Source organism: Armatimonadota bacterium (genome assembly GCA_025059775.1).
In the GTDB taxonomy this organism is placed as follows: domain Bacteria; phylum Sysuimicrobiota; class Sysuimicrobiia; order Sysuimicrobiales; family Sysuimicrobiaceae; genus Sysuimicrobium.
Genome location: JANXCW010000016.1, coordinates 1 through 25869, shown reverse-complemented (window position 1 = coordinate 25869; position 25869 = coordinate 1). Strand labels below are relative to the sequence as shown.

27 protein-coding genes and 2 tRNA genes are annotated in these 25869 nt (G+C 68.9%); 8 read left to right on the top strand and 21 right to left on the bottom strand.

Annotated elements, in window-relative coordinates; genetic code table 11:
* Positions 1-39: 39 nt before the first annotated feature.
* The 6 genes from N0A24_10590 to N0A24_10565 form a co-directional block, all read right to left on the bottom strand.
* Complete coding sequence (locus N0A24_10590; protein ID MCS7173794.1) at positions 40-1104, bottom strand: ABC transporter permease; 1065 nt, start codon at positions 1102-1104, stop codon at positions 40-42.
* Complete coding sequence (locus tag N0A24_10585) at positions 1095-2642, bottom strand: sugar ABC transporter ATP-binding protein (GenBank protein ID MCS7173793.1); 1548 nt, start codon at positions 2640-2642, stop codon at positions 1095-1097. Before N0A24_10585 ends, N0A24_10590 begins: the two co-directional genes overlap by 10 nt.
* Positions 2593-3348 (bottom strand): glucose 1-dehydrogenase, encoded by a 756-nt coding sequence (locus N0A24_10580; GenBank protein MCS7173792.1) that lies wholly within the window; start codon positions 3346-3348, stop codon positions 2593-2595. The genes N0A24_10585 and N0A24_10580 overlap by 50 nt, the downstream gene beginning before the upstream one ends.
* Before the next feature lie 57 nt (positions 3349-3405).
* Positions 3406-4566: a sugar ABC transporter substrate-binding protein gene (locus N0A24_10575; GenBank protein ID MCS7173791.1), complete on the bottom strand. Its 1161-nt coding sequence runs from the start codon at positions 4564-4566 to the stop codon at positions 3406-3408.
* Between the two features lie 118 nt (positions 4567-4684).
* The gene (locus N0A24_10570; GenBank protein MCS7173790.1) at positions 4685-5395 is read right to left on the bottom strand and encodes a GntR family transcriptional regulator; all 711 of its coding nucleotides are present in this window, start codon (positions 5393-5395) and stop codon (positions 4685-4687) included.
* A 746-nt stretch (positions 5396-6141) separates the two neighbouring features.
* Positions 6142-6217 (bottom strand) — tRNA-Thr (locus N0A24_10565).
* A 102-nt stretch (positions 6218-6319) separates the two neighbouring features.
* Here N0A24_10565 and pyk point away from each other — a divergent pair.
* Both pyk and N0A24_10555 read left to right on the top strand, forming a co-directional pair.
* Positions 6320-7780 carry a pyruvate kinase gene (gene pyk / locus N0A24_10560; protein MCS7173789.1) on the top strand — a complete coding sequence of 487 codons (1461 nt, stop codon included), beginning with the start codon at positions 6320-6322 and terminating at the stop codon, positions 7778-7780.
* A complete protein-coding gene (locus tag N0A24_10555) occupies positions 7777-8058 on the top strand; it encodes a hypothetical protein (GenBank protein MCS7173788.1) in 282 nt (93 codons plus the stop codon). The genes pyk and N0A24_10555 overlap by 4 nt, the downstream gene beginning before the upstream one ends.
* Here the strand turns inward: N0A24_10555 and N0A24_10550 are convergent.
* From N0A24_10550 to N0A24_10540, 3 genes are all read right to left on the bottom strand, one after another.
* Positions 8050-9153, bottom strand: a complete 1104-nt coding sequence (locus N0A24_10550; GenBank protein MCS7173787.1) for an aminopeptidase — start codon at positions 9151-9153, stop codon at positions 8050-8052. The two genes, N0A24_10555 and N0A24_10550, sit on opposite strands and share 9 nt — an antisense overlap.
* 11 nt (positions 9154-9164) lie before the next feature.
* The gene (locus N0A24_10545) at positions 9165-9473 is read right to left on the bottom strand and encodes a DUF5658 family protein (GenBank protein MCS7173786.1); all 309 of its coding nucleotides are present in this window, start codon (positions 9471-9473) and stop codon (positions 9165-9167) included.
* Between the two features lie 51 nt (positions 9474-9524).
* Positions 9525-9599: transfer RNA gene (locus N0A24_10540), tRNA-Val, on the bottom strand.
* A gap of 59 nt (positions 9600-9658) precedes the next feature.
* On the opposite strand from N0A24_10540, the gene N0A24_10535 reads away from it, so the two are divergent.
* Positions 9659-10513 (top strand): YihY/virulence factor BrkB family protein, encoded by an 855-nt coding sequence (locus N0A24_10535; GenBank protein ID MCS7173785.1) that lies wholly within the window; start codon positions 9659-9661, stop codon positions 10511-10513.
* On the opposite strand, the gene N0A24_10530 is transcribed toward N0A24_10535, so the two are convergent.
* The gene (locus tag N0A24_10530; GenBank protein ID MCS7173784.1) at positions 10457-10711 is read right to left on the bottom strand and encodes a hypothetical protein; all 255 of its coding nucleotides are present in this window, start codon (positions 10709-10711) and stop codon (positions 10457-10459) included. The genes N0A24_10535 and N0A24_10530 overlap by 57 nt on opposite strands.
* Positions 10712-10749: 38 nt before the next feature.
* Positions 10750-12072, bottom strand: a complete 1323-nt coding sequence (gene glnA / locus N0A24_10525) for a type I glutamate--ammonia ligase (protein MCS7173783.1) — start codon at positions 12070-12072, stop codon at positions 10750-10752.
* Between the two features lie 190 nt (positions 12073-12262).
* Here glnA and N0A24_10520 point away from each other — a divergent pair, with 190 nt between their 5' ends.
* The 5 genes from N0A24_10520 to N0A24_10500 all read left to right on the top strand — a co-directional run bounded on the left by N0A24_10520 (position 12263) and on the right by N0A24_10500 (position 17315).
* Positions 12263-13411, top strand: a complete 1149-nt coding sequence (locus tag N0A24_10520; GenBank protein ID MCS7173782.1) for an acyl-CoA dehydrogenase family protein — start codon at positions 12263-12265, stop codon at positions 13409-13411.
* Position 13412: 1 nt separating this feature from the next.
* Entirely contained in the window at positions 13413-14468 is a 1056-nt protein-coding gene (locus N0A24_10515) for a zinc-binding dehydrogenase (GenBank protein MCS7173781.1), read from the top strand.
* The gene (locus N0A24_10510) at positions 14465-15250 is read left to right on the top strand and encodes an SDR family oxidoreductase (protein ID MCS7173780.1); all 786 of its coding nucleotides are present in this window, start codon (positions 14465-14467) and stop codon (positions 15248-15250) included. Before N0A24_10515 ends, N0A24_10510 begins: the two co-directional genes overlap by 4 nt.
* A gap of 5 nt (positions 15251-15255) precedes the next feature.
* Positions 15256-16254 (top strand): ketoacyl-ACP synthase III, encoded by a 999-nt coding sequence (locus N0A24_10505; protein MCS7173779.1) that lies wholly within the window; start codon positions 15256-15258, stop codon positions 16252-16254.
* A gap of 68 nt (positions 16255-16322) precedes the next feature.
* On the top strand, positions 16323-17315 hold the full coding sequence (locus N0A24_10500; GenBank protein ID MCS7173778.1) for a DAK2 domain-containing protein: 993 nt from the start codon (positions 16323-16325) through the stop codon (positions 17313-17315).
* Here N0A24_10500 and N0A24_10495 read toward each other — a convergent pair.
* The 10 genes from N0A24_10495 to N0A24_10450 form a co-directional block, all read right to left on the bottom strand.
* Positions 17312-18163 carry a DegV family protein gene (locus N0A24_10495; protein ID MCS7173777.1) on the bottom strand — a complete coding sequence of 284 codons (852 nt, stop codon included), beginning with the start codon at positions 18161-18163 and terminating at the stop codon, positions 17312-17314. The two genes, N0A24_10500 and N0A24_10495, sit on opposite strands and share 4 nt — an antisense overlap.
* A 9-nt stretch (positions 18164-18172) precedes the next feature.
* A complete protein-coding gene (locus N0A24_10490) occupies positions 18173-18763 on the bottom strand; it encodes a glycerol-3-phosphate acyltransferase (protein MCS7173776.1) in 591 nt (196 codons plus the stop codon).
* 62 nt (positions 18764-18825) lie between these two features.
* Positions 18826-19389, bottom strand: coding sequence for a TlpA family protein disulfide reductase (locus N0A24_10485; GenBank protein ID MCS7173775.1), 564 nt, complete (start codon positions 19387-19389; stop codon positions 18826-18828).
* Positions 19386-21479, bottom strand: coding sequence for a copper resistance protein CopC (locus tag N0A24_10480; protein MCS7173774.1), 2094 nt, complete (start codon positions 21477-21479; stop codon positions 19386-19388). The genes N0A24_10485 and N0A24_10480 overlap by 4 nt, the downstream gene beginning before the upstream one ends.
* Positions 21476-22300: a cytochrome c biogenesis protein CcdA gene (locus N0A24_10475; GenBank protein ID MCS7173773.1), complete on the bottom strand. Its 825-nt coding sequence runs from the start codon at positions 22298-22300 to the stop codon at positions 21476-21478. The genes N0A24_10480 and N0A24_10475 overlap by 4 nt, the downstream gene beginning before the upstream one ends.
* On the bottom strand, positions 22297-22821 hold the full coding sequence (locus tag N0A24_10470; GenBank protein MCS7173772.1) for a TlpA family protein disulfide reductase: 525 nt from the start codon (positions 22819-22821) through the stop codon (positions 22297-22299). The genes N0A24_10475 and N0A24_10470 overlap by 4 nt, the downstream gene beginning before the upstream one ends.
* A 377-nt stretch (positions 22822-23198) precedes the next feature.
* Positions 23199-23693 (bottom strand): peroxiredoxin, encoded by a 495-nt coding sequence (locus tag N0A24_10465; protein MCS7173771.1) that lies wholly within the window; start codon positions 23691-23693, stop codon positions 23199-23201.
* A 66-nt stretch (positions 23694-23759) separates the two neighbouring features.
* Positions 23760-25031, bottom strand: a complete 1272-nt coding sequence (locus N0A24_10460; protein MCS7173770.1) for an MFS transporter — start codon at positions 25029-25031, stop codon at positions 23760-23762.
* A gap of 103 nt (positions 25032-25134) precedes the next feature.
* Entirely contained in the window at positions 25135-25542 is a 408-nt protein-coding gene (locus N0A24_10455; protein MCS7173769.1) for a hotdog fold thioesterase, read from the bottom strand.
* A 7-nt stretch (positions 25543-25549) separates the two neighbouring features.
* The coding region (locus N0A24_10450) for an ABC transporter ATP-binding protein (protein MCS7173768.1) at positions 25550-25869 on the bottom strand (320 nt) is incomplete at its 5' end.

Here is a 25869-nt window from a genome sequence, read left to right as displayed (position 1 = left end):
GACGGCTGCAGCCGCCGGAGGATGACCTGTCGCGTGCCCTCACCGACCTCTCCCCTCTCCCCATGCCTCGAACCGCCGACGGCGCCACTGGTCCAGGATCACCACCAGCACGATCATGAGTCCCATGATCACCCGCTGCCAGAAGGCGCTGACGTTGAGCAGGTTCAGGCCGTTTCCCAGGACGCCCATGATGAGGGCGCCCACCACCGTCCCGCCCACACCGCCCACGCCCCCGAAGAGGTTCGTCCCTCCCAGGACCACCGCGGCGATGGATTGCAGCTCCATCCCCTCCGCCATGAGGGCGTTGGCGGAGTTCAGTCGGCCCATGAGCACGAGTCCCGCCACCGCCGCGAGGAACCCCGACAACATGTACCCGCAGATCTTCACCCGGTCTACGTCGATGCCGCTCACACGAGCGGCCTCCCGGTTCCCGCCCACCGCATACGTGGCCCTCCCAAGAGGCGTGTGCTGCAACACCACCCATCCCACGAAGGCCATGGCGAGGGCGACGAGGGGCGCCACGGGGATGCCGAAGAGGCTACCGCTGCCGAGCCAGATGATCTCCTGCGGGAGATAGGCCCGGAGTTGGATGGCGGTGAGGTGGGAGGGCACGGGAAGACCGCCGGTGAGGATGAGGGCAACCCCGCGGGCCGCGGACATGGTTCCCAGGGTCACGATGAAGTCGGGCACCCGACCTTTCGTGATCACTACACCGTTGAGCAGGCCCACCACGGTTCCCGCGGCCAGCGCCAGCAGAACCCCTACCCACACGCTCTGCGCCCAGTAGGTCATGGCCACGGCTCCGAGGCTTGCAGAGAGAGCCAGGGTAGCGGCCACGGAGAGGTCAATGCCGGCCCCGATGATGACCACGCTCTGCCCCACCGCGAGGATCATCACCGCGGCGGTCTGCTGGAGGATGTTTTTGAAGTTCCCCACGGTGAAAAAGTAGGGCGCGGAGAGGGCGAGGTACGCCACCAGCAGGAGCAGGATCACCAGCGGCCCTCCGCGGGCCACCACCAGCTCTAGCATGCCGCGCATCCAGCCGGTGGGAAGAGGGCGGACCGCGGAGGCCTCGGGAGCCGGGAGTTCGCTTCTCATGGCCATACCGCCTCCTTGAGCTCGGTCGCGGCGCGCAGGATGGCCTCCTGGGAGGCCTCCGTTCTCGAGAACTCTGCGGTCAGCCGCCCGGAGCGGAGCACGAGGATGCGGTCCGCCACCGCGAGGAGCTCGGGGATCTCGGAGGAGAGGAGCAAAACCCCCACTCCCTGCTGCACCAGCTGCCCGACCAGGGCGAACACCTCGCTCTTGGCCCCCACGTCAATTCCCCGGGTGGGTTCGTCCAGGATGAGGATCCGGGCGCCGCTCGCGAGCCACCGGCCCAACAGGATCTTCTGCTGGTTGCCGCCGCTGAAGTACAGGGCGGGTCGCCAGGGAGTAGGGGGGTGGATGGCCAGGGCTTCCATGAGCCCAAGGGCCATCTCCCGCTCCGCGGAACGGTCGAGGAAGCCCCGGCGCACGAACCGGCGCAGGCTCGCCAGGGTGATGTTCGGGGGAACGGGCAGAAGGGGAACAAGGCCCTCCCGCCGGTCCTCCGTGAGGTACCCAAGCCCCGCCCGGATGGCATCCTGGGGGCTCCGGATCTCTGTGGGTCTCCCGTTCACCCGGATGGTGCCGGATCGGACCCGCACTAAACCGAACAGGGCCCGGGCGAGGGTGGAACGGCCGCTTCCGCGAAGCCCGAACACCCCCACGATCTCCCCGGCCCGGAGCTGAAAGCTCACGTCCACGAGCTGGCCCGCGGCGAGCCCGGAGACCTCGAGAAGGGGAGGGCCCGGGGCAGTTGTCGCCTTGGGGAACCGCTCCTGCAGGATCCGCCCCACCATCAGCCGCACGAGCACCTCCTCGTCTACCTCCTGCACCGGAAATGTCCCCACCTCCTGCCCGTCCCGGAGCACCGTCACCCGGTCCCCGATCTCCCACACCTCCGCGAGCCGGTGACTCGTATACACCACCGCGACCCCACGCTTGCGGAGCTCCCGGAGAATCCGGAACAGGCGCTTCCGATCGCTCTCCGACAGGGCGGAGGTGGGTTCATCCAGGAGCAGGATCCGGACCTGTAGGCCGAGAACCCGGCTAAGCTCCACCAGTTGCCGCTCCGCGATGGAGAGCTCCCGGACGGGCCGCTCCGGGTCCAGGGGCATCTCGAGGTCCTCAAGCAGCTGCCGGGCCCGCGCATGCAGCTTCCTCCAGGCCACGAGGCCCCACCGGTGCCGGGGCCATTGCCCGAGGAAGAGGTTCTCCGCCACGGAGAGGTCGGGGACGAGACTGAGCTCCTGGTGGACCATCCCGATGCCGAGTTGGCGCGCGTGCTGAACGCCGCGGAGCTCCACCCGGCGGCCGAGCACGTGGATCTCTCCCGCATCCTTCCACAGGGCACCGCCCGCGATCCGCAGGAGCGTGGATTTCCCTGCCCCGTTCTCCCCCAGGAGGATGTGGATCTCCCCGGGCCGGAGATCCAGGCTCACCCCGCGGAGGGCGTGGACGCCCGGGAAGGACTTGTGGATGCCCACCAGCCGTAGCACCGGATCTGGTCTACTGGGCTGTGTACCCACCGTCCACGGAGAGAATTGCTCCCGTGGCATAACCACACCGCTCGCTAGCTAAGAACACGATGGCCTCCGCGATCTCCTCCGGCGTGCCCAAGCGCTGGAGGGGGCGGATGGCCTCCAGGCGACGGCGGGCGCGGTCCGGATCCCCGCTGCGGGCAAGGGCCTCCTGCACGAGAGGAGTATCCGTGGTGCCCGGGCACACGCAGTTCGCCCGGATCCCATGACGCGCTAGGTCCACCGCCAGGCTCTTCGTGAGCATGATCATGCCCGCCTTCGAGACGTTGTACGCCACCTGGTCCGGGATGCCCACGAGTCCCGCTTCTGAGGCTACGTTTACGATGACCCCGCTTCCCTGCCGGACCATAAACTCCGCCGCGTACTTCGCGCACAGAAAGGCACCCGTGAGGTTCACTCGGAGGACTTCCTCCCAGGTGGCCTCAGACGTGCTCAGAATGTCGCCCTGGCGGTAGATCCCCGCGTTGTTCACGAGCACGTCCAGGCGGCCCAGCCGCGCCACAGTCTCCTCCACGGCCCGCCGCGCGCCCTGAGGCGTGGAGATGTCCGCCACCACCAGGATTCCCCGAGCGTCCCGATAGCGCAGGAGGTCCAGGGTCTCGCGGCCCGGGGCTTCGCTTCGGGTCACCACAGAGATGGCCTCGCCCTCCCGGGCGAACGCTAACGCCGCCGCCCGCCCGATCCCCTTGCCGGCTCCTGTGATGAGCACCACTCGTCCCGGCATCTCAGGACTCCCTTACGGAGGGGCGAGGAAGCGGATATCCCCGCCCCTCCGGTTTCTCTACCTGGCCGCCCGCTTGATGGCCTCCCAGTCAATGGGTTCCAGTTTCGGATTCGGATAGAAGAGCTGGTGGTTGCCCCGGTACACGGTGCGCGGGCGGATGTCGAAGATCTTGGGGACGCGCTGGCCCAGGGCCAGCATCACACCGAACTTGGTGCCGTACCAGCCCCATTCAGGGAACCCGTGGTGGGTCTCCGCCACGATTTTGCCCTCCGAGATGCGGGCCGTAGACTCCGGGGTAACATCGTTCGTGAAGACGGCCACCTTCTCGTCGCCCAGCTTGGGCCCTTCCTGCGCCAGCTCCAGGCGTCCTGCGGCCTCCGCGGCCAGCATAGCGCCCAAGCCCATCTCGTTGGAGGCGGCCCAGATGGCGTCCATGCCCGTGGGCCAGCGGGTGAGGTAGTCTTCCGCCACCCGGCGCCCCTTTTCCCGGTTCCAGTCTGCGGGTTTGATGTCCAGGATCCGGAGGTTGGGGAAAGCGCCCGTGACCTTGCGGAAGCCGTTCACCCGGGCGGTGGAGAAGAAGCCGCCCGCAATCCCTTCGATCACGGCCACATTCGCACGGATGCTCACCCGGTCCTGGAAGTTCCGGTACACGCCCTGCCACCACTGCAGGTCCAGGTACTGGTCGGGCCGCACGTTGACCCGTGGCCCTGTGCCGAGGACTCCCGGACCTCCGAAGTAGTCCACCAGGGAGTACGCGGAGACCATGGCGGCCACGGTGTTGTCGAAGCCGATGTAGCTGGCCACCTCCACCCCGCGGATGGGTTCGAGGAGGTTCACGATGATCACGGGGATCCGGGCCGCATTGGCCTTGCGGATGGCGGGGATGATGACCTCCACCTCGATGGGCGAGATGGCGATGACATTGCACCGCCTCTGGATGAAGTCCTCGATGATGGCCACCTGTGTCGCGAACTCCGTGTGGGCCGCGGGCGCGCGGCTGATGATCTGGACGTTGATGCCGTGCTGCCGGGCTTCCGCGGCAGCCTTTTCGAAAAAGTCTGTGGCGGTCTTGAAGACCCCGGTGATGTCGGGTGGCGTCCAGCACAGGGTGATCTGCCTCGGCAACCGCGGAGCCCCGCCCGCGATCGCGATGGCACCCACCCAGACCACCGTAAGCGCCAGGAGAATTCCCAGCATCCGTCCGTACCACCGCATCGTGGCACCCCCCTGGTTTTTCGTGATGCGCGTTCCCGGTGGATCGTTTGTCTCCTCGCTTTTCCGCTCCCACCCCCTGTCCGTGCGGGATGAGGGTTCAGACACCATCCCGCAGCCTCTAGCGTTCGAGCCGGATGGTGTACCGGTAGCGGTCCGCGGGGTAGAACCCCTCCACGTACTCCACCGCCCGCCCGTCCTTCGCGAACGTGCCGCGCCGGATGATGAGGACGGGCTCTCCTTCCTCGATCTCCAGCTGGGCTGCTGTGTACTCGTCCGCCACCCCCGCTTCGATGATCTGAAGGGCCTCGCCGAGCCGGATGTGGTATTTGGTCTCCAGCAATGCATACAGGGACCCGGAGAAGTCCTCCTGAGGATCGATGCCCAGGGAAGCGGGAAGGTAGGAGACGAGAAGGACGATGGGCTGCCCGTTGGCGCACCGCACCCGCTCGATCCGGAGAAACCGATCCTCGTCGGTCCGGAGGGTCTCGCGGACGCGCTTAGGGGGATCGGTGACGATCTCCACCTTCACGCTGCGGGTGCTGGGCTCCATGCCCACGGCCCGCATCTCCTCCGTGAAGCTCACCAAGCGCGGCAGGGGCTCCACGATCTTCGGAGGAGCCACGAAGGTCCCCCGGCCCTGTCTGCGGATGAGCAGTCCCTCCATCACCAGCTCGGAGAGGGCCTGCCGCACCGTGGCCCGGCTCACCCCGTAGATTTCCTGGAGTTCCGCCTCGGAGGGGATGGCTTCCCCGGGCTTCCACTCTCCGGCCTCGATCCGACGGCGGAGATCCTCGCGGATCTGGTAGTAGAGAGGGATGACGCTGTTCAAGTCAACTTTTCCCATGAGCCAAACCGGTCAACCGGACGTCCTATTATTAGGACGTCCGTACAAATAATGCAATCGCGAACCTATGTTCTCGACTTTTCAGATCGACGCTCGGCGGGGGTGTGTGAGGAAGCGGAGGAGGTCTAGAGGCCGCGGTCAGGGCTGAAAGGCTTCGTGGGCGTCCGAGGGGCGGCTTCCGCCCACGGTGAGGCCCCCGGCGGGGATGCAGATCCACTCTCCCACGGTGGGGTGTGGGCATGGGCGCCATGGGCACCCACCGGTCGGTCCGGGGACCGTAGGCGTCGTTGTCAGGAAACACCCCTGCCCGGCTCCTCCCCGCCGAGAACAGAGATGCGTCCCTCCAGGACCACCAGCCCCATGTGATCCCGCGGATCTGGAAGGGGTGCGCGGGGAGGGTTGCGATCCGGCTCCACCGGTCCTCCCGGACGTCATAGACGAAGCAGTCGGATACCGGATTGCGGTTCTGTTCGATGAACCCGTCGAAAGCATACAGGCGACCGCGGAATCCGGCGACCGCCACGTGGTTGAACCCTCGGGGCATGGGCGCGACTTCCCGCCAGGAGTCCGTGGCGGGGTCATACACCTGGTTGTAGGGCTGGTCCACCCGCCCGTGGGCGTAGCCAGCCACCACTCGTGCGATGCTTCCTTGCCCTGCCAGTGGTCCGGTCAGGACCCGAGGCCGGGCCCGTGGAAAACCGGGGTTCGAAGGGGCGGCGGGTTGAGAGGGATGGAGCCGGCGAGGGGATTCGAACCCCTGACCTGGCGATTACGAATCGCCCGCTCTGCCAGCTGAGCTACGCCGGCCCGGTCGCCTGGATTATACCAGATTCCGATTCCGGCAGGCGGGGAACAGGCTCAGGGCGGGCATCGTTTGTGCCGGAGAAGGGAGAAAGAGGAGGCGGTTCCATGGTGGCACGGCACCCTCTCCTGCGGCGTCGTACGAAGATCGTGGCGACCCTGGGCCCGGCCTCAGACTCTCCGGAGCGGATCCGGGAGCTGGTGCAGGCGGGCGTGGACGTGTTCCGGTTCAACTTCTCCCACGGCACCCGGGAGGAGCACGCCCGTCGGATGCGGGAGGTTCGGCGGGCGGCGGAGGAACTAGGCCGGATGGTGGCCCTCCTGCAGGATCTGCAGGGCCCCAAGGTGCGCGTGGGGGAACTGCCGGAACACCGGCCCCTGGAGCTCCGGGAGGGCGAGCAGGTCCTGATCCTCGCCCAGCCCGGACCCGTTCCGGAGCGTGCCCTCACCACCACCTCTCCGGAGCTCCTGCGGGAATTGCGGCCCGGTGACCGCATCCTGCTCGCGGATGGCCAGATGGAGCTGCGTGTGACCGCGGTCCGGGAGGGCGAGCTGGAGGCCCGGGTGATGCGGGGAGGTCGGGTGGAGGAGCACAAGGGCATGAACCTCCCCGGCGTCCGGCTGCACGCCCCCGCCCTTACCCCCAAGGACCTGGAGGACCTGCAGTTCGGCATCGCGCAGGGAGTGGACATGGTGGCCCTCTCCTTCGTGCGCCGGGCGGAGGATGTGCTCTCCGCCCGGGCGGAGCTGGAGCGCCTAGGCGCGGAGATCCCCCTGATTGCCAAGCTGGAGAAGGCCGAGGCTCTGGAACGCCTGGAGGAAATCCTGGCCGCAAGCGACGGGGTGATGGTGGCGCGGGGAGACCTGGGGATTGAGGTTCCCCTGGAACGGGTTCCGGTGCTGCAGAAGACCATCATCCGCAGGGCCAACGAATTCGGGATTCCCGTCATCACCGCCACCCAGATGCTGGAGTCCATGGTCCATCAGCCCCGGCCCACCCGGGCGGAGGTCTCGGACGTGGCGAACGCTATCCTGGACGGCACGGACGCGGTGATGCTGAGCGACGAGACCGCGGTGGGCGCCTACCCCACGGAGGCGGTGCGGATGGTGGATCGGATCGCGGTGGAGGTGGAAAGCGCGCATCCCGAACTCTACCGGGTAGGCGCTTCGCACACCCATCGGATGGGAATCGCGGAGGCCGTGGCCGCGGCGGCCTGCGCGCTCGCCCGGGATGTGCGGGCCAGAGCCATCGTGGTGATCACCCGGAGCGGCCGCACCGCGCAACTCGTCTCCACGCACCGTCCCGCGGAGCCTATCCTTGCGGTGACGGAGGACCCCCGGGTGGCGCGATCCCTCGCCCTGTGGTGGGGCGTACAACCCGTGGTCACTTCCTTCCGGGAGGACACGGATGCCATGGTGGCCCACACGGAGGAGGTGCTCCTGAGGGGAGGGCTGGTGGAGCCGGGGGATGTGGTGGTGATCACGGGGTCCAGTCCCATCATCGCCCGCGGCCGCACCAACTTCCTCAAGGTACACCGCATTCGCCGCCGGGAAGGAGGGCGGGCGTGAACGAGCGGCTCTGGGAGGCCTACGAGCGGGTGTGCATGGAGGAGATGCGGCCGATTGAGGAGTTCGTAGAGCGGCTCCGGGCGGGGGAATTCGGTCCCTTCAATCCGCCTGAGGTGGCTGCGTTCCTCCGGGAGATCCAGTCCCGGGTGCTGCAGAACATCGAGCTGAAGGCAACCGAGCACCCCTTCTACGCAGCCCGGGCGGAGGAGGTAGCAGAGGAGCAACGCCGCCTTTTCGAGACCCTCATCGCCCAGTTCGAGCCCAAGGGATCAGGATAGGAGGAACTTCCCGTCCCGGTAGATGAGCTCCCCGTCCGCGTAGACCTCCCCGCCTCGCCGGAGGTCGCAGATCATGTCCCAGTGTAGGCCCGAGTGGTTCCGTCCGCCTGTCTCCGGGTAGCTGGATCCCAGAGCCATGTGGATGGTGCCTCCGATCTTCTCATCGAAGAGGATGTTGCGGGTAAAGCACTGAATGCTGTCGTTGAGCCCGAAGGCGAACTCTCCCAGCACCCGGGCCCCCTCATCTACCTCCAGCATCTGGTGCAAGAACTCCTGCCCCTTGCTCGCCTCCGCATGCACCACCCGCCCCCGCTCGAACACCAGCCGAACCCCGCTCACCTCCCGCCCTCCGTAGATGGCGGGAAACGAGAACTGCACGTATCCCTCCGTACGGTCCTCCTCCGGGCCCGTGAACACCTCGCCATCCGGGAAGTTGTGCTCCCCCGCCGCGTTCACCCACGTGCGGCCCGCCACGCCCACCGTGAGCTCCGTCCCTTCCGCCACCACGCGGAGGGTGCGCTTGGTGCTGAGGAAGTCCGCGATGCGCTGCTGTCGCGTGCGGATCTCCTGCCACACCGCCACGGGATCCGGGGCATCGAGGTGGCCCGCGCCGTACACGAAGTCCTCGTACTCCCGCAGGGACATCTCCGCCTCCTGAGCGTCCGCCTGGGTGGGGTATTGGGTTCCCACCCAGCGCAGCGCGCCCGCGGCGGCCCGCTCCAGGAACCGTTGGCTGATAGAGCGCAGTGCCTCGCGCCGGATCCGTTGGCGGTCGGGCGGCGTGTGGGTGAGGGCTCGGGTGTTGTAGTTGGCCCAGACGCCGAGGGAGGCATCGATGTGCTCCACCTCGAGCTTCTGCAGCTCCGGCACAAAGCGGAGCTGCTCCTCGCTGGCCTCCTTGTAGAACACCTCTTCGATCCCGTCCAGCGTGACGCGCAGGATGGGGTGGGCTCCCGCCCGCAACACCTGGCGGTAGCTCTCCACCAGGAGAGGTTCCGCGATCGCGGGGCCCGCGATGCGTACGAGTTGCCCCGGCCGGACCTCCAAGGAGTACCGCACCAGCACCTGTGCGAGTTTGGTGACTCTGGGATCCATGGCTTTCCCCCCTACCCGTTGAACTGCAGGGCCAGCCAGACCACGATGGGAACCTGCTGGGCCACCGCGGCCGCGTATACCCAGCTGAGCCCTCGGAGGGCCGCCCTCTCCCAGCGGCCGAGGGTGCGGCCCATGTGGGCCCGCAATACTAGAACGCCCGAGAGAGCCGCTTTTACGAGAAAGGAGCCTCCCACCCCGTAGGTCTCCACGAGGGCGCGGAAGACAGGGTTCCACTCCAGGTTGGGGAAGAAGCGGATCCACAGGGCGGTTAAAGTCCCGTCGGCCAGGTTCAGAGCCGCCAGGACGTAGAGCGCACGCACCCCTCCGCCTCCCCCTCCCGCTTGCCCCTCCCCGTGGGTTCTGCTCGGGTATGGTGGGCGGTAGAGGACTTGAACCTCTGACCTCCTGCGTGTGAAGCAGGCGCTCTCCCACTGAGCTAACCGCCCGCGCACCAGCATTATAGGCAACTGGCCCCTCCCCGGCAACGGGGGCCTACAATGGGGCCGTGAGGACGTCCACCCAGGTTGTGCGGGCCGCCCTTCGGGGCTTTGTGGATCATGACGGCACGGTGGTCGCCGCGGCCATCGCGTACCACGTGTTGCTCTCCGTCTTCCCCCTGCTCCTCGGGGCCACGGCCATTGCCGCCTTCTTTGTGGAGGAGTCCGACCTCCGCGCCTCCCTGGCAGACACCCTCACCCTCTACCTTCCCCCTCAGGCCGCGGAGGTCATCTACCGGAACGTGGAGGAGGCCACCCGGGCCCGGGGGACCGTGGGCATCGCGGCCGTGGCCACGTTCCTGTGGACCTGCAGCGCGGCCGCGGGCGTTGCCCGTCACGCCCTCAACCGCATCTGGGGGGTAAAACGGGCCCGGGCCTACTGGAGGCGGAAGCTCCAGGAGATCCTGACCACCCTTCTTGTGGGGGCCATCCTGGGAGTTTCCCTCGTGTGGACCGTGGCCCTTGGGCTCGTGGAGCGGTTCGCACCGGAGGAACTCGCACGGTGGTTCCGGGGGATCCTCGGGGTGTGGGGGCTCCGGGTCTTCCTGCCCTTCCTCCTCGTCCTTCTCGCCTTCCTGGCCGCCTACCGGCTCCTGCCGAACCGTAGGATCCCTTGGCGGCACCTCTGGCCGGGGAGTCTTGTGGGAGCGGTCCTCTTCGAGTTGGCCCGACAGGGGATGTTCTGGGGGGTGGGCCGTCTCGTGCACTACCAGCTGGTGTACGGGTCGCTTGCAGGCGCGGTGGTCTTCCTGGTATGGGGATATGCGGTGGCCGCCATCTTCCTCTTTGGGGCGGAGGTCAGCCGGTCAGCTCACCACCTCGAGGGAGCCATCCGGGTGCCGAACCACGATGAGATCCCCTGAGCGTTGCAGCCCCCGCAGGCTCTCGGTGAACTCCCGCACCGGGGTGCACCGCAGGGAGGGATCCAGATCCGGCCACTCCGCCCCGCACCCGGTGCAGGTCCTCCAGACGGCCCGCACCCACACCCACCCCTCCTCGGATCGGACGAACCGGCCGGAGATAGAGACCTGAAGCGTCCCACCGCACCGGAGGCACCGCATCCCCCCTGAGGGAATGCAACTTCCGTGCCACGATTGCCCTAGTACCGGGTGAGGTAGCGCTCGATCTCCCAGGCGTGCACTTGGGCAGAGTACTCCCGCCACTCCTGCCGCTTGGCCCGCACCAGGTCGGAGACGATGTGGGAGCCCAGGGCCTCGCACACCACCTCGTCCGCGAGGAACGCCTCGATGGCCTCCCCGAGGTTACGGGGCAGGACCCGGATCTGGAGGCGATCCAGCTCCTCCTCCGTCATGGCGTAGATGTTGCGGTTGAGGGGCGGTCCGGGATCGAGGTGGCGCTCGATGCCGTCCAGGCCTGCGGCCAGCATCACCGCGAAGGCCAGGTACGGGTTGCAGGAGGGATCGGGCATGCGCAGCTCCACCCGGGTACCTTCCCCCCGGGCCGCGGGGACCCGCACGAGGGGGGAGCGGTTGCGCTCTGCCCACGCGATGTACACGGGGGCCTCATAGCCCGGGACCAGCCGCTTGTAGGAGTTCACCAGGGGATTGGTGACCAGGGTCATCCCCCGCGCGTGGGTCAGGAGTCCTCCGATGTACCACAGGCATTCCTGGCTCAGCTGGTACGGGCCTTCCGGATTGTAGAAGGCGTTGCGGCCGTCCCGGAAGAGGGACTGGTGGGTGTGCATGCCGCTTCCGTTGATGCCTGCAATGGGCTTGGGCATGAAGGTGGCGTGGAGGTTGTGCCGTCGGGCGATGGTGCGGACCACGAACCGGAAGGTGGCCACGTTGTCCGCGGTGCGCAGCACGTCCGCGTACTTGAAGTCGATCTCATGCTGGCCGTGCGCGACCTCGTGGTGGCCGGCTTCCACCTCAAACCCCATGGCCCGCAGGGCGGTGATCATGTCTGCCCGGGCCTCCTCCCCCTGATCGATGGGGGCGAGGTCGAAGTAGCCCGCCCGGTCGTGGGTGGTGAGCACGGGCTCCCCCTCCTGATCCACGGGGAACAGGAAGAACTCGCACTCCGGGCCTGCCATCATGGTGTAGCCCGACCGGGCCGCCCGCTGGACCATCCGCTTGAGCACGTACCGGGGATCCCCTTCAAAGGGCTCGCCGTCCGCGGTGTACACGTCGCAGATAAGGCGGGCGGTCTTCACCTCCCCTTCCTTCCAGGGGAAGACGGCGAAGGTGGAGGGGTCGGGCACCAGGTACATGTCCGACTCCTCGATGCGCACGAACCCCTCAATGGAGGATCCGTCGAACATGATCTCGCCCTCGAGCGCCCGCTCCAGCAGGTCCGCGGGGATCTCCACGTTCTTCAGGGTGCCGAAGATGTCCGTGAACTGCAGGCGCACAAACCGCACCCCGAGTTCCTCAGCCCGCTCGAGTACCGTTTGCTTGTCCATACGACCCCCTTGGGCGTGCACTCCGCCCAGCACTCTACCACGGGATCCCCTCCAGGACAACGATCCCCGAACGGAGATCGTCGGGGGAGTAGGACTTTAGGGGTTCGTGCAGAATACTCCGGATACCGGTGCCGTGGAAGGGTCGGAAGTAGAGTCCCTATGCGTGCACAGCTGGGGAGGATGCAGGGCCGTGGAGCGCCCGCAGGATCTAGTGGCCTATCGAGAGGAGATCCGGGCCTTCGTGCTCGGGGAACTGGAGGAGGCCGCGGCGGAGATCGAGCGGAACCGGGCGGTCCCTCCGGACCTGTGGAATCGGCTCGCTCAGAAGGGCCTGTTGCGCCTCACGTTGCCCACCCGATACGGCGGGTGGGGCCTGCGCATGATGGAGTACCTTCCCATCCTGGAGGTGGTGGCCCAGGCCCACGGGTCCGTGCGCATGGTGGTGCACGTCCACAACGGCCTCTGGCGTCTGCTGGACCGGTACGGGACGGAGGAGCAGAAACACCGCTACCTCTCCCGTTGGGCCACGGGAGAGGCCAGGCTGGCGTTCGCCCTCACGGAGCCCGATGCGGGCACAGGGACGGACATCCGCACGGAGGCCCGGCGGGTGCGAGGGGGGTGGGTGCTGCGGGGACGCAAGTGGCTCATCACCTTCGCGGACCTCGCGGAGGCCTTTATCGTGGTGGCCTATACGGATCGCAGCCGGGGGGCTGAGGGGATCTCCGCCTTCCTCGTGCCCCGCACAAGCCCCGGTCTGCGGATCACCCTCCAGCCGGACGGTATGGGGCTGGTGGGCACGGGGCACGGTTTGCTCGAGTTCGAGGACTGCTTTGTGCCCCAAGAGGCGGTCCTCGGGGAGGAGGGGCAGGGGTTAAGGATGGTGTTGCGGGGCTTTCTCGACCCGAGCCGCATCTCCATCGCCGCCAGCTGCGTGGGGCTGGCGCAGCGGGCCCTGGAGGTTGCGAAGGCACACGCGCAGCGCCGGGTTACCTTCGGCAGACCCCTCGCGCAGAGACAGGCCATCCAGTTTGCCCTGGCGGAGATGGCGGTGGACGTACAGGCTGCGCGGCTGCTGGTGCTGGATGCGGCCCGGAAGGTGGATGCGGGAGAACCCTGCACCACGGAGGCCGCCATGGCCAAGCTCTATGGCCTGGAGATGGTGGGACGGGTGACGGATAAGGCCCTGCGGATCTGCGGCGGGATCGGGTACCTGCGGGGGCACCCCATCGAGCGGATCTACCGGGACGCCCGGGCCCTGTGGTTCGAGGAAGGGACCGCGGAGATCCAGAAGCTGGTGATCGCCCGATCCCTTCTGGGGTCCGGTGCATCGGAGGCGTAGGGTGCTCGCGGCCCGGGTGTACGAGCGTTCGCCCCATCGGGAGCTGCGCCTGGAGCAGGTCCCGGATCCCCGGCCCGGAAGGGGAGAGGTGCTGGTGCTGGTGCGGGCCGCGGGGATCTGCGGGACGGATCTGGAAATCCTGGACGGTCTGCGACTCCCCCCGGAGGTCCGGTGGCCCGTGGTGCTGGGGCACGAGGTGGCGGGGGAGGTGGTGGAGGCGGGGGAGGACGCGGAGCCGTGGCGGCCAGGCCACCGGGTGGTGGTGAATCCCTACGTGGCGTGCGGCCGGTGCTGGTCGTGCTTGGATGGCCGGCAGTCCGCGTGCCTTTCCCCGGAGCTCATCGGGCTCACGCGGCCCGGGGGGTTCGCGGAGTACATCGTGGTACCCGCTCAGAACCTCTTTCACCTGCCCGGGGCGCTGCCGTTTGAGGTGGGCGCCATCCTGCCGGACGCGGTGGCCACCGCGTTTCACGCGGTGCTGACCCGCGGGCAGCTGCAGCCGGGCCAGAGCGTGGCCATCTACGGAGCGGGTGGGGTGGGAACCCACGGGGCGCTGCTGGCGAAACTCTTCGGCGGGGATCCGGTGATCGTGGTGGTGCGGCGGGAGGCCACCGCACGGCGGCTGGGGCCCCTGGGCGTGCAGGTGGTGGTGGCGGCCCAGGATCGCAACCCCGTGCGGGAGATCCGGCGTCTCACGGACGGCAGAGGGGTGGACCTCACCGTGGACTTCGTCTCCCGCCCGGAGACGGTGCGGGCAGCCATCGGCGCCACCCGCATCGGCGGCCGGGTGGTGCTGGTGGGGGTTTCGGACGAACCCCTGGTGCTTCCGGGCTCCTCGTATCTGGTGCGCCGGGAGATCGAGATCCGTTCCGCCTTCGGAGCCACCCCGCACGAGATCGCCACCGTCATCAGCCTGGCTGCTTCCGGCCGGCTGGATCTCAGCCGTAGCGTGACCCGCACATGGCCGCTGGTGCGGATCCACGAGGCCATCGCGACCCTGCGGGCCCGCCCGCCGGAGGCCGTGCGGTACGTCATCACACCGGAGGGAGAACCGTGACGCTACAGGGCAAGGTTGCGCTGGTAACCGGGGCTAGCCGGGGAATCGGGCGTGCCACCGCTCTGTTGCTCGCGGAGCGGGGGGCGGACGTGGTGGTGCACTACCGGAGGCGGGAGGACCGGGCTTCGGAGGTGGTGGAGGCCATCACCGCCCTGGGCCGGAGAGCGGAGGCGGTGCAGGCGGATCTCGAGCAGTCGGAGGAGGTCTCCGCGCTGTTCCGGGCCATCGAGGAGCGGTTCGGATACCTCGACATCTTCGTGGCCAACGCGGCCGCCACCGCCTTCCGGCGCATCGAGGCCCTCAAACCCCACCACCTCACGCGCACCTACCAGCTGAACGTGTTCAGCTTCGTGCAGGCGGCTCAGGAGGCCATGCGGCTCATGCAGGGCCGCCGGGGTCGCATCGTTACGGTCTCCGGCTTCCCCACCCAGCGCTACCTCCCGGACTACGCGCTCCTGGCGAGCGCCAAGGCGGCTCTGGAGGCCCTCACCCGGTACCTGGCCGTGGAGGCGGCTCCGCTGGGGATCACGGTGAATGCGGTGAGCCCGGGGGTCGTGGACACGGAGTCCCTGGAGGTGTATACGGAGGGGGATCTGGAGGGCTTCACCCGGGCCATGGTGGCCTCCACCCCAAAGGGGAGGATGGGCACGCCGGAGGACATCGCCAAGGTCATCGCCTTTCTGTGCTCGGACGACGCGGAGTGGATCGTGGGGCAGGTGATCGTGGTGGACGGCGGCCTTACCCTGATGGGCGCCTACCAGCGCTCCCGGAGTGAGGTGTGATGGGGATGCAGGGATCTTCCCTCCGCGCCGCGATCCTGGGGGTCGGAGCTTATGTGCCGGGCCGGGTGCTCACCAATCACGACCTCGCGCGGATGGTGGACACCTCCGATGCGTGGATCGTGGAACGCACGGGGATCCGCACCCGGCACGTGGCGGACCCAGACGTGGCCACCTCGGACCTGGCACTCCCCGCGGCGGAGGAGGCCCTGCGGGAGGCAGGAGTCTCCCCGGGGGAGTTGGACCTCATCATCTGCGCCACTACCATGCCCGATTATCTCCTCCCGGCCACCGCGTGCCTGGTGCAGGACCGGCTTGGCGCCCGCCGGGCAGGCGCCTTCGACCTCCTCGCCGCGTGCTCCGGCTTCGTGTACGGGGTGATCCTGGGATCCCAGATGATCGCGGGTGGAGCGGCCCGGTACGTGCTGGTGGTGGGCTCTGAGGTGCTTAGCAAGATCGTGGACTGGACGGACCGAACCCTCTGCGTGCTCGTGGGAGACGGAGCAGGGGCGGTGGTCCTGGGGCCCGCACAGGGCGAGCGGGGGGTGCACGCGGTGGTGGTGGGCTCGGACGGAAGCGCGGGGGATGTGCTCAAGATGCCGGCGGGAGGCACACGGCTTCCGGCGAGCCCGCAGACCGTGGCGCAGCGCCTCCACTACGTCCGTATGGACGGCCGCACCCTCTTCCGACTGGCGGTGCGGGTGGTTCCGGAGGCCGTGGCGGAGGTGGTCCGGAGGGCTGGGTGGGCCCTGGAGGAGGTGAACTGGATCGTGCCCCATCAGGCGAACCGGCGCATCGTGGAGGCAGTGGCCCGGGCTCTGGAGATGCCGTTTGACCGGTTCCTCTGCAACATCGACCGCTACGGGAACACCTCCTCCGCCTCCGTACCCCTGGCCCTGTGGGAGGCGGTCCGGGACGGCCGCATCCGGGAGGACGACCGGGTAGTGCTGGTGGCGTTCGGGGGAGGCTTCACTTGGGCCGCCTGCGCCCTCGTGTGGGGCCGGTAGCGGGCCAGTTTCCGCGCGTGGCCCCCAACGCACGAGTTCCCCTGTGGCTGCGGGAGGAGGAAGCCTCTATGGGGGATCCTGCGGAGGCGCGGTCGGACGAAGCCGCAGATCCGGCCGGAGAGCGGTTTACCGGGGGACACTTTGCTACCGCCCTGGAAACCGCGCTGGCGGAGCTCCGCCGGTGCCGTGCCGAGGTGAACGCCCTGAACGTCTTCCCGGTGGCCGATCACGACACCGGGTCGAACCTGTGCGCCACCCTGGCCGCGGCCGTGGAGGCCGTGCGTGCCGAGGAGGGCGACGAGCTGGGACGAACCGCCGCCGCGGCGGCCCGGGGCGCGTTCCTGGGTGCCCGCGGGAGCTCGGGCGCCATCCTGGCGGAGTATCTCTACGGCCTGAGCGAGGCCTGGAAGGGCCTCAGGGAGGCCGACGCCGTGCAGTTAGCCGCAGCCCTCCGTCTGGCCGCGCGCTTGGCCCGAAGCGCGGTTCAGGAGCCCGTGGAGGGAACCGTCCTGACGGTGGCGGACGCGGCCGCCGCGGGCGCGGAAGTCCACGCGGAAGGACCGCTCCAGGTACTGGACCGCGCGGCCGCCGCGGCCCGGACCGCATGGATCCAGACCCCCCGGATGCTGCCCGTGCTGCGCCGCGCGGGCGTGGTGGATGCGGGCGCGGCCGGCCTGGTGGCCCTGCTGGAGGCCATGGCCGGCGCCCTCCGGGGCACTGTACCCCCACCCCTCTCCCCTCCCGCACCCGCGGCCCGAATCCCCGCCCTGGCGGCTTCCTCCCAGTCCACTTCCACGACCGTGCGCTACTGCACGGAGGTGCTCGTCCAGATGCGCCGGACGTCCGTGACCCGCGTACGGCGCACCCTGGAGCGACTGGGAGATGCGGTGGTGGTGGCGGAGCGGGACGGTTTGCTTCGGATCCACCTCCACACCTCCGCCCCGCACCTTGTCCTGGCACAGGCCCTCCGCTGGGGGAGTGTGGAGGAGGTCCGGGCGACGCGGCTTCCAGAGGAGCTCTCCGGCGACGGGCCCGCGTGCCCCGAAGAACCCGGGTTCTAGGGCTCCGCCAGGTACGCTACCCCCAGGACCTCCGGCCCCGTGTTCACCGCCATCACGGGGGTAAAGGGGAGCAGGTCAAGGGCGTCCGCCACCCGGAGCTCCCGGAGGGTCTGTGCAAGCCGCTGGGCTTCCTCCGGCATTCCCACCCCGGTCACCGCCACCTGCAGCCAGGTCGCGTGCCTTCTCGCTCTCTGCACCTCCGCCACGAGCCGCCGGACCGCGGCCTCATACCCCGGCGCCACCCCAGCCCGCCGGACCCGGCCCTCTCCGATGGCCAGTAGGGGAACGGTTCCGAGGCGGCGGTTCAGGAGATGGACCAGGCGGGGGATCCGACCGCTGCGGGCGAGATGCTCCAGGGAACGCACCAGGGCCACAAGGCGAGCCCGTGGCCCTGCCTGCGCGACCCAGCGCCTCACCTCCTCTACCGGTACACCCATCCAGAGGCGCCGGGCCGCTTCGCGCACCACCAGGCCCTGGGCCGCGGCTGCGGTCCCTGTATCCACCACCTCCACGGGGATCGGCGAACGAGCCGCTGCCCGCCGGGCGTGGTCGTGCGCGGCCGAGAGCCACCGGGCCACCGTGAGCACGACCACCCGTTCCGCCCCCTGACGCGCAACCTCCTCGAAGGCCGCGAGGTAGTCCGCAGGGGAAGGAGCAGAGGCGGTGGGGTAGGGAGGACCCTCTGCAAGCCATGTGAGGACCTCCCGGACGGTCACGTCGATGCCATCGCGGTAGCCGTGCTCCCCGCGGAGGACCCACATGGGCACGAGGAGGATTCCCCATTCCCCGCAGAGGGAAGGAGTCAGGCAGGAAACGGACTCCGTGACCACCGCCACGGGCTGTCCCAAGCCTACCTCCTAAGGGGAACCGGGCACGGGAGGCCGCCATCGCTGAAGCCGGCTCCAAAGCCAGGGAAGCTGGCGGACCGCCACGGTGAGGCTTACCGCGGTGGCTGCGGCGACCTCGCGGGGAGGGTACCCTCCCGCCAGGAGCAGCCCCAGGTAGGTGGGCAGGGCCACGATGCCCACGGTGGGAACCCACCGGGTGCGCAGGGCCATCAGGGCCCCCAGCCCGAAGGCAACCAGGAAGGGTTTTCCGGCCAGGACCAGGAGCACCCCGGCTGCGGGGCCAAGACCACGACCCCCGCGGAACAGCAGATAGAAGGGCCAGTTGTGGCCGGCTACGGGCGCGGTGCAGATGAACACGAAGCCCTCCACGGTGGCGGCCACCCGACGCGCCAGCCAGGCCGCCACCGCTCCTTTGCCTATGTCAAAGAAGATCACGGCCGCGCCCGCTCGGGGGCCGAGGGTACGCCACGTTCCGGCACCCCCTGGATTCTCTCCAACGCGCGGCAGGGATGTGCCCCGCCGCCGGGCCAGGACCTCCGCGGGCAGAAGACTGCCCAGCGCGTACGCGACCACCCCCGCCACCCACTCCTGGGGCTCCATCCCTCCGTCCTCCCGCAACTTAGGATTTTAGAGGATCTGGGGCGTGGCGCAGCCCCGGAGGGTCAGGGCTGCCCCAGGAGCCGGGTGATGTACTCCTCCAAGCGTTGGGCGCCTTCAGGACCCACGAAGGGGCCCGCGTGTACCTCGAAAATGCGTCCGGATCGGGTGATGAACACCGTGGTGGGAAGCCCCACCACCCGGTACCTCGCCAGCACCGTGCCGTCCTCATCCAGCACGGAGGGGAAGGTCACCCCGAGCTTGCGCACGAATGCCCTGGCCAGGGAAGGACGGTCCAGGACGTTCACTCCCAGGAAGTGGACCCGTCCTCGGTGGCGCTTGGCCGCGTCCTCCAGGATGGGCATCTCCAGGCGGCACGGTACGCACCACGAGGCCCAGAAGTTCATCACCACCGGTTTGCCCAGGAGCTGGGAGAGCGCCAGCTCGCGGCTGTCCAGGGTCTCCAGGATGAAGTCCGGGGCGGGCGGTCGGTCCTGAAGAGCCTTGGCCCCGGATCGGGCCGGAGCGCGCATGGTGGGGATGCCTCTCTGCTCCTGCGCCCGCTCCCATACCCAGGCGACGCCCACGGAGGCGAGGGCCACCGCCAAAAGCACCAGGAACCGCCTCACGGAGGCATTACCTCCTGTGCCGTGTTGAAGTCCCGGGGCAGGGTGACCATGTAGTGGGCGGGCGCGGACATGAAGAGCCGATGGGGGCGGTGGGTGCGCTCCCCGATCCAGGCGGCGAAGGAGGCGAGGCCATCGGGGCTGTCCCACAGGACCACCCGGCACGGCTCGTCCCCGCAGGTTCCCCGCCGACCGAGCTGCGCCCGCGTGGGGTTTTTCAGGTAGCCCGCCACGCCCTGCGCCTCAAAGGGCACCGGAAGAGCCTCCCGAACCCACCCGCGATCCGTCCACACGTACCGATTCCGGCCCACGAGGATGGCCCGCATCCCGCCCTGCACCTCGAACCGCACCCGGTCTGGCTTCTGAAAAGCGTATCGGGTCACCACCGCGTTACCCGCACCGTCGGTGATCTGCTCCGTCTCTCGCCACGTGTGCACGGCCTTCATCGCCTCCTGGGCCTGATGGAGTAGCCGCAGGGCCTCCACGTCTGACCGCAGCCGGAACGTCCCCAGGCGCAGTGGAAAGGACGCCGAGACATCCGGCCTTCCCCGCCTCCGCAGCACCACCTGGGCCTCCCAGTAGCCCGGAAGCGCGAGTGTACCGCCCTCCGCCGCGTACCGTCCGGATCCCTCCCGGGTGAGTCTCACGGCGGCCGGTAGGACCTCCTCGTCCAGCTTCCACAACCGGACCATTACCCGGTCCGCGTCCACCGGAGCTCCGTCCGGACGATGCACCGTGACCTCAAACCGATTCCATCCCGGCTCCGCGGGGGTGATCCGCAGCCCAATCCGCAGCCCCTCGGAAACCCCCGCCAGGGCCAGGGTTGGTGGCGGGATGGTGCGCAGCTGAACCGTCCGGGCGGTGGGGGTGATGGTGAGGGCGCCCACCGCCAGCAGCACCAGCGTACCCACTGCCGCCTCCAGCGCCACCATCCGCTGGATCCGGGCAAGAACCCCTTCCTTCGGGTTCTCCGGAGTCAACCGGGGGAGGAGGCCATACCGGTTCACCGCGCCCGAGATGACCAGGATCAGCACAAGGACGAGCTTTCCCGCAAGGAGCCTCCCCCAGTCCGTGGTGAGGAATCCGGCAGGGGAAGAAAGCTCCCGCACAGCCATGTACACGCCGCTCAGCGCCGCGGCCCCTGAACTCCAGCCCGCCCACCACGAGAAGCGGAGGACCGCCTGCGTTGCGTGCAGGCGGTATACCCGGCCGGTGCGGAGGACGGTGAGGAGTCCTACAATCCCTCCGATCCAGATGGAGGCAGCTGCCAAGTGCACCCAGTCCGCGAGGGCCATCAGCACTCCGCCGCCCCACGCGTGGGAGCCCAGGGTGGCGGAGAAGAGCAGCAGGGCCGCCAGAGGAAGCGACCACCGGGCCCAGGCCGCGTCCGGCACCAGGAACGCCGCCGCGGCGGCCATGCGGAATCCCAACGCCGGTCCCGTAGGGCTCAAGGCCAGCAGCCGGGCGGCCTGCGCAACGGAGGCACCGTCCAGAAAGAAGGCGAGCTCGAGGGGTGTCGTGAGCAGCGTAGCGAGCGCGGCGATCCCCGTGAGCCTTCGGAGCGCGGCGTCCGCGGGCGCCGGGAGGGTAAACCGCAATACGAGGTTCCCGAAGGCGGAGAGTCCTGCGAGCACCAGAATAGCCGCGTACGCGCTCCACCGGACCACCACCCGGAGCGGCGGAGGCCGGTCCTGCTCCGAACCTCCGCGGCCCGGCTCCACACCCACCCCGAACACCACAAACCCCGTGGTGAGGTGTCCGTCCACCCGCGAGAGGACTCGCCACCGCACCGCATAGCTCCCTTGAGGGAGCGGTGGGAGGAAAACCACCAGGGTCCGGCCGTCCTCCGTCACCTCGGATCGCAGGGAGCGTACCTTCCCGGAAGGATCCAGCACCTCCGCGGCGCTCAGCTGGGGCTGCACGGCCTCACTGAATACCAGCGCCACCTGCGGAGGGGATGTGTCCAGCCGGGCGCCGTCCCGGGGGCTACTGCGGATCAGGATCGCGTGGGCAAAGGTAGGAGGTGCCCAAAGGAACCCCATGATGAGCACGGCAAGGCAGAGTCCTCGCCGGACAACCCGCAGAAGGCTCAAAAGGCCCTCCACCAGTAGCCTACGGTAAACACTCCCGCGCCGATGAGGAAGGCCGCCGCGAGCCGGTGCACGTAGGGGACCACGGTCCGGATCCACCGGGTGACCGCGGCCTCGAAGAAGGTCACCCCCACCAGTACCGCGGTGAGGACCGTGCCCATGCCGAGGGCATACCCGACAAACCGGAGGGTGGCCACGAGCCAGTTCCCGGCGGCGAGGGCGCTTCCCACCACCGCCAGGAACACGGGCAGGGTGCACGCGAGGGAGCAGGTCCCGTATGCCACGCCGAACCCGAAGAAGGAGAGGAAGTGGTTTTCCGGCTGCACCCGTTCCCACACCCGACTCGCGGCCGCAATCCCGAACTCCCGGCCGGAGAGGGCGAGCCAGGTGCCGAGAAGGACGAGGGTAGCACCGACCAGCATGCCTCCGTACGGGAACGCCTGGGCCAAGACATAGCCGCCGGTCCCCACCACGAGTCCTGCAGCCCCGAAAAGCAGGACAAATCCCCCTGTGGCGACGAGGCCGAACGTGAGGGTCCGGCCAACCCGCCTGCCTGCGGATTCCAGGTTCGGGCGCGCAAGGGCGTAGGCCGCCAGCGAGGGCAGGAGCAGAATCCCGCACGGGTTGACCGCGGCCACCATGCCCGCGGCGAAGGCGTACCCCACGGGAAGCCAGCTGACCAGGGTGGCGATCCGCCCCTGTGCCAGGTAGAGGACCTTCGTGGAGGCGATCAGGATCCCGCCCAAGACGAATCCCCCCAGCACGAAGAGAATCCCCGAGGGGTCGACCCGGATCCGAGGTGTGGGGGGGGTCTCCGCGTTCACGGTACTGGTCTCCGGAGGCCTTCCAGCAGGTTCGCGAGTTCCTGCCGGGTGATGGGCCCCATCCATCGCCGCACGAGCCTTCCTTGGCGGTCCACCGCATACGTCTCGGGAATCCCCGTGACCCCGAACTCCACGAGGATCCGCCCTCGCGGGTCAGGCCCGTTCGGGTAAGTGATCCCGTAGTTCTGGAGGAACGTCCTGGCGGCCTGCTCCGAATCCCACACGTTCACACCCACGAATACGATACCCTGGCTCCGAAGCCCCCGCCAGGCCGCCTCCAGTTCCGGCGCTTCCTCCCGACAGGGCGGACACCACGAGGCCCAGAAGTTCACCACCATGACCCTTCCGCGCTGATCCGTCGGTCGGAAGACGCCGCCTCCGAACAGCTGCAGGGCGAACGGGGGCACCGGCCGCACCCGCACCTGCCCCGCACGCCCCGCGGTGTTGATGGCAAGGCTTCTCCGCTCGGGGCTCTGGCCGCGGAACAACGCGGAGGACAGCAGGGCCAGAAATCCGGCCACCAGGAGGAGCGTTACAGCAACCGGTATCCACGGAGTGCGGGAGGACCTCCGCGCGCACGCCATCGTCCGGCACGACGGTGCGACACGGTCTACCTCCGGGGGTGCACCGGGCATGCCTGCGTCGCGGAGTCCGCGGGCTCCCGCAGGCGCCGCCCTGTCAGGATCTCCGCGTCTCCCTTCGCGCGGAGCGTCCCGGACGTGCCCATGCGCCCTTCCGGCGCGCGTACGGGTCGTCCCCGGGCTGCCTCCATTTTCCCGCATGGAGTTTAGGCCCACAACGGCCAGCGGGGAATCCCCTGGAGCAGGAGCACCCCGCTGCCCCTGTAGGGCGTGTGCTCCCGATGAGGGGAGTGCTCTGTACACCATGCAGGCGGGGCTCAGCCTGAGGTGCTGCGCGTCCCGAGCTCCTCCACCACCCTCTGCACCGCCTCGTAGTCCGGCTCCACCCGGGGATCCTCGGAGACCCACCGGTACATCACCACGCCCCGCGCGTCCAGGACGAACACCGCCCGCTTGCTGGCCCCGCGCAGCAGCCCCCCCAGGAGCCCGTGGTCCTCGATGCCGAACGCGCGCACCGCCTCCCGGTTGAAGTCGCTCAGGAGCAAAAAGTTAAGCCCCTGCTGCTCCGCGAAGGCCTTGAGGGCAAAAGGACCGTCCACGCTGATCCCCACCACCCGGGCGCCGAGGGCCTCAAAGGCGGAGAGTCGATCCCGGAAGGTGCACATCTCCCGGGTACACACTGGAGTGAAGGCCGCGGGGAAGAAGGCGAGCACGAGGGGTTGACCGAAGAGGGAACTTAGACGCACGGCCTGTCGGTCCCAGCTTACGAGTGTCACATCCGGTGCCGGATCTCCCACGCGAACTTCGGCCACTTGGTTCCCCTCCTTTCCGTGTGCGGGTTCTCCGTGGTTGAGGATCCTTGCGCACGCTGATTCCCGTCAATCCCCTGCATCCATGGTGCCGCGGGGAGGGACCCTGACTGGGGGCAGGGGGAGGGCCCGGACGGCGGCGGCGATGCACCCCAGCGGGATGCCTGCGCTCAGCGCCAGGACCGCTCCCACGGGGCCGAGCCCGGACTGTCCTAGGAGCGCGGCACCGAGCATGGGAAACCCTACCACTCCTGCCCGCGCCACCAGCTCCGCCGTTCCGAACCGCCTTCCCCGCTCCTCCGCCGTGGAGAGGTCTGAGAGGAGGGCGGTGGAGGCCACCACTCCCGCGGACCACCCCACGCCCACCAGGAACAGGAAGAAGGTGGCCGTCCAGTACTCCGAGGCGGCCACGGAGCCGAAGGTGGCCAGCGCGATGGTCAGAAGAGCGCCCACCATCACGGGCGGCCGGCCCAGCCGGTCCGCGACCGCCCCGAGGGGGCGACCGAAGGCGAACATTCCGATGCTGTGGAGGGTGATGGCCCACACGATCTCGGAAACCCCGTGTCCATGGGTACGCATGGACACGGGGGCGATGGCCATGGAGAGGGTCATGATGCCCCAACTCGCGGCGTAGGTGGTGATGGCAGCCGCAAGGCTCCAGGCGTTGGGGGATGCTCCTGGAGAAGCCAGGGCCTCCTCCGGACGTTCCAGGTACGATCGGGCCACCTCCTTGGGGTCCGGCCGGAGCAGGCGCATGAGAGGCAGAATTCCCAACTGCAGCCCCGCGGCGCCGAACCACGTCCACGCGATGGCGGAGACCTCGTTCCGCCAAACCCAAAGGATGGAGGAACTGAGCAGGGGGGAGATCAGGGCGCCCACCACGCTCCCCATGAGCAGGTAGCCCACGGCCTTGCCCCGGTCCTCCGGTGGGTGGAGGTCCGCGGCGGCGACGGAGAGCTGCCGCAGGGGCGCGGAGAGGGCTCCGAACAGAAACGCCGCGCTGGCGAACCCCCAGAGGTGGCGCGCCTGGAAGGTCCACCCCACCAGGGCCGCGGCAAAGGCGGAGAGGGCTCCGCTTACGGCGAAGACCGGTCCCCGCCCCACCCGGTCCATCCACCGGCCCGCGGGGTAGGCGGTGAGGATCTGCCCAAACCCGCTGAGGCTCAGGGCAAGCCCCGTGGCGGCTACCGCACCTGTAAGGTGAAGGAGCATCACGCCGCCCAAGGCGGGCATGAGCTGGAAGGTGGCCACCGAGAGCGCTTGAGCCCAGAAGAGGAGGCGCATGTGCCGCCGTACAAGGTGCGGCACGCCCCTGGGGGGTGCAGATGGGGGAATGGCCACGTCCGCACTCCTCCGCGCAACCTTACCGGGAGGAAGTTCGGCCTTCCCCGTCAGGCTCCTGCTCCGGGGGCTCACGCGAGCACGACGAGAGGGCGAGAGTGGCTTACCGCGGGACCACGGGGACCTGCCGCCGGTACACCGGGGCCTGCATGCTGGCCACAAGATCTCCCTGGGGATCCCGTACCGTGATTCGGTAGGAGCCGAGACTCCGGCTGCGGTGCTCCTCCACGCACTCGGCTTGTAGGCGGCCGGGAGTGGGGGCGCGGAGGAAGTGGATGGTGGCGGAGATGGCCACCGCCTGTTCGTTGTGGGCGTTGCTGGCAGCGGCGAACGCGCAGTCCGCCAGGGAGAAGATTACCCCTCCGTGCACCACGCCGTGGAAGTTCCGGTGCTCGGGACGAAGCTCTAAGGCCACCCGGGCATACCCGGGCCGGACCTCCTCCACCTCCACACCCAGCAGCCGACCGAAGGGGTCAGTTCGGAAAGCATCCACCAGGTCCCGTGGAACCATGGGCCGACTAGGATACACCCCCTAGATAGGCGGCTCGAACCTCCGGATGGCCCAGGAGCTCCGCACCCGTCCCCTGCAGGACAATCCGGCCGGTCTCCATCACGTACGCCACGTCCGCCACCCGAAGGGCTTGGTGGGCGTTCTGCTCCACCAGGAGCACGGTGTACCCGTCCTCCCGGAGCCGCCGGATCACGCGGAACAGCTCCCGCACCAGCATGGGGGCCAGCCCCAGGGACGGCTCGTCCAGCAGCAGCAGCCGCGGGCGGGCCATCAGCGCCCGGCCGATGGCCAGCATCTGCTGCTCGCCCCCCCGACAGGGTGGCGGCC

Coding starts and splice junctions, on each gene's coding strand:
- N0A24_10580 (MCS7173792.1), bottom strand. CDS start 3,348: ATGCCGGGACGAGTGGTGCTCATCACAGGAGCCGGCAAGGGGATCGGG.
- N0A24_10490 (MCS7173776.1), bottom strand. CDS start 18,763: ATGGAGCCCCAGGAGTGGGTGGCGGGGGTGGTCGCGTACGCGCTGGGC.
- N0A24_10575 (MCS7173791.1), bottom strand. CDS start 4,566: ATGCGGTGGTACGGACGGATGCTGGGAATTCTCCTGGCGCTTACGGTG.
- N0A24_10550 (MCS7173787.1), bottom strand. CDS start 9,153: ATGGATCCCAGAGTCACCAAACTCGCACAGGTGCTGGTGCGGTACTCC.
- N0A24_10505 (MCS7173779.1), top strand. CDS start 15,256: ATGCAGGGATCTTCCCTCCGCGCCGCGATCCTGGGGGTCGGAGCTTAT.
- N0A24_10500 (MCS7173778.1), top strand. CDS start 16,323: ATGGGGGATCCTGCGGAGGCGCGGTCGGACGAAGCCGCAGATCCGGCC.
- N0A24_10585 (MCS7173793.1), bottom strand. CDS start 2,642: ATGCCACGGGAGCAATTCTCTCCGTGGACGGTGGGTACACAGCCCAGT.
- pyk (MCS7173789.1), top strand. CDS start 6,320: ATGGTGGCACGGCACCCTCTCCTGCGGCGTCGTACGAAGATCGTGGCG.
- N0A24_10590 (MCS7173794.1), bottom strand. CDS start 1,104: ATGGCCATGAGAAGCGAACTCCCGGCTCCCGAGGCCTCCGCGGTCCGC.
- glnA (MCS7173783.1), bottom strand. CDS start 12,072: ATGGACAAGCAAACGGTACTCGAGCGGGCTGAGGAACTCGGGGTGCGG.
- N0A24_10530 (MCS7173784.1), bottom strand. CDS start 10,711: ATGCGGTGCCTCCGGTGCGGTGGGACGCTTCAGGTCTCTATCTCCGGC.
- N0A24_10455 (MCS7173769.1), bottom strand. CDS start 25,542: ATGGTTCCACGGGACCTGGTGGATGCTTTCCGAACTGACCCCTTCGGT.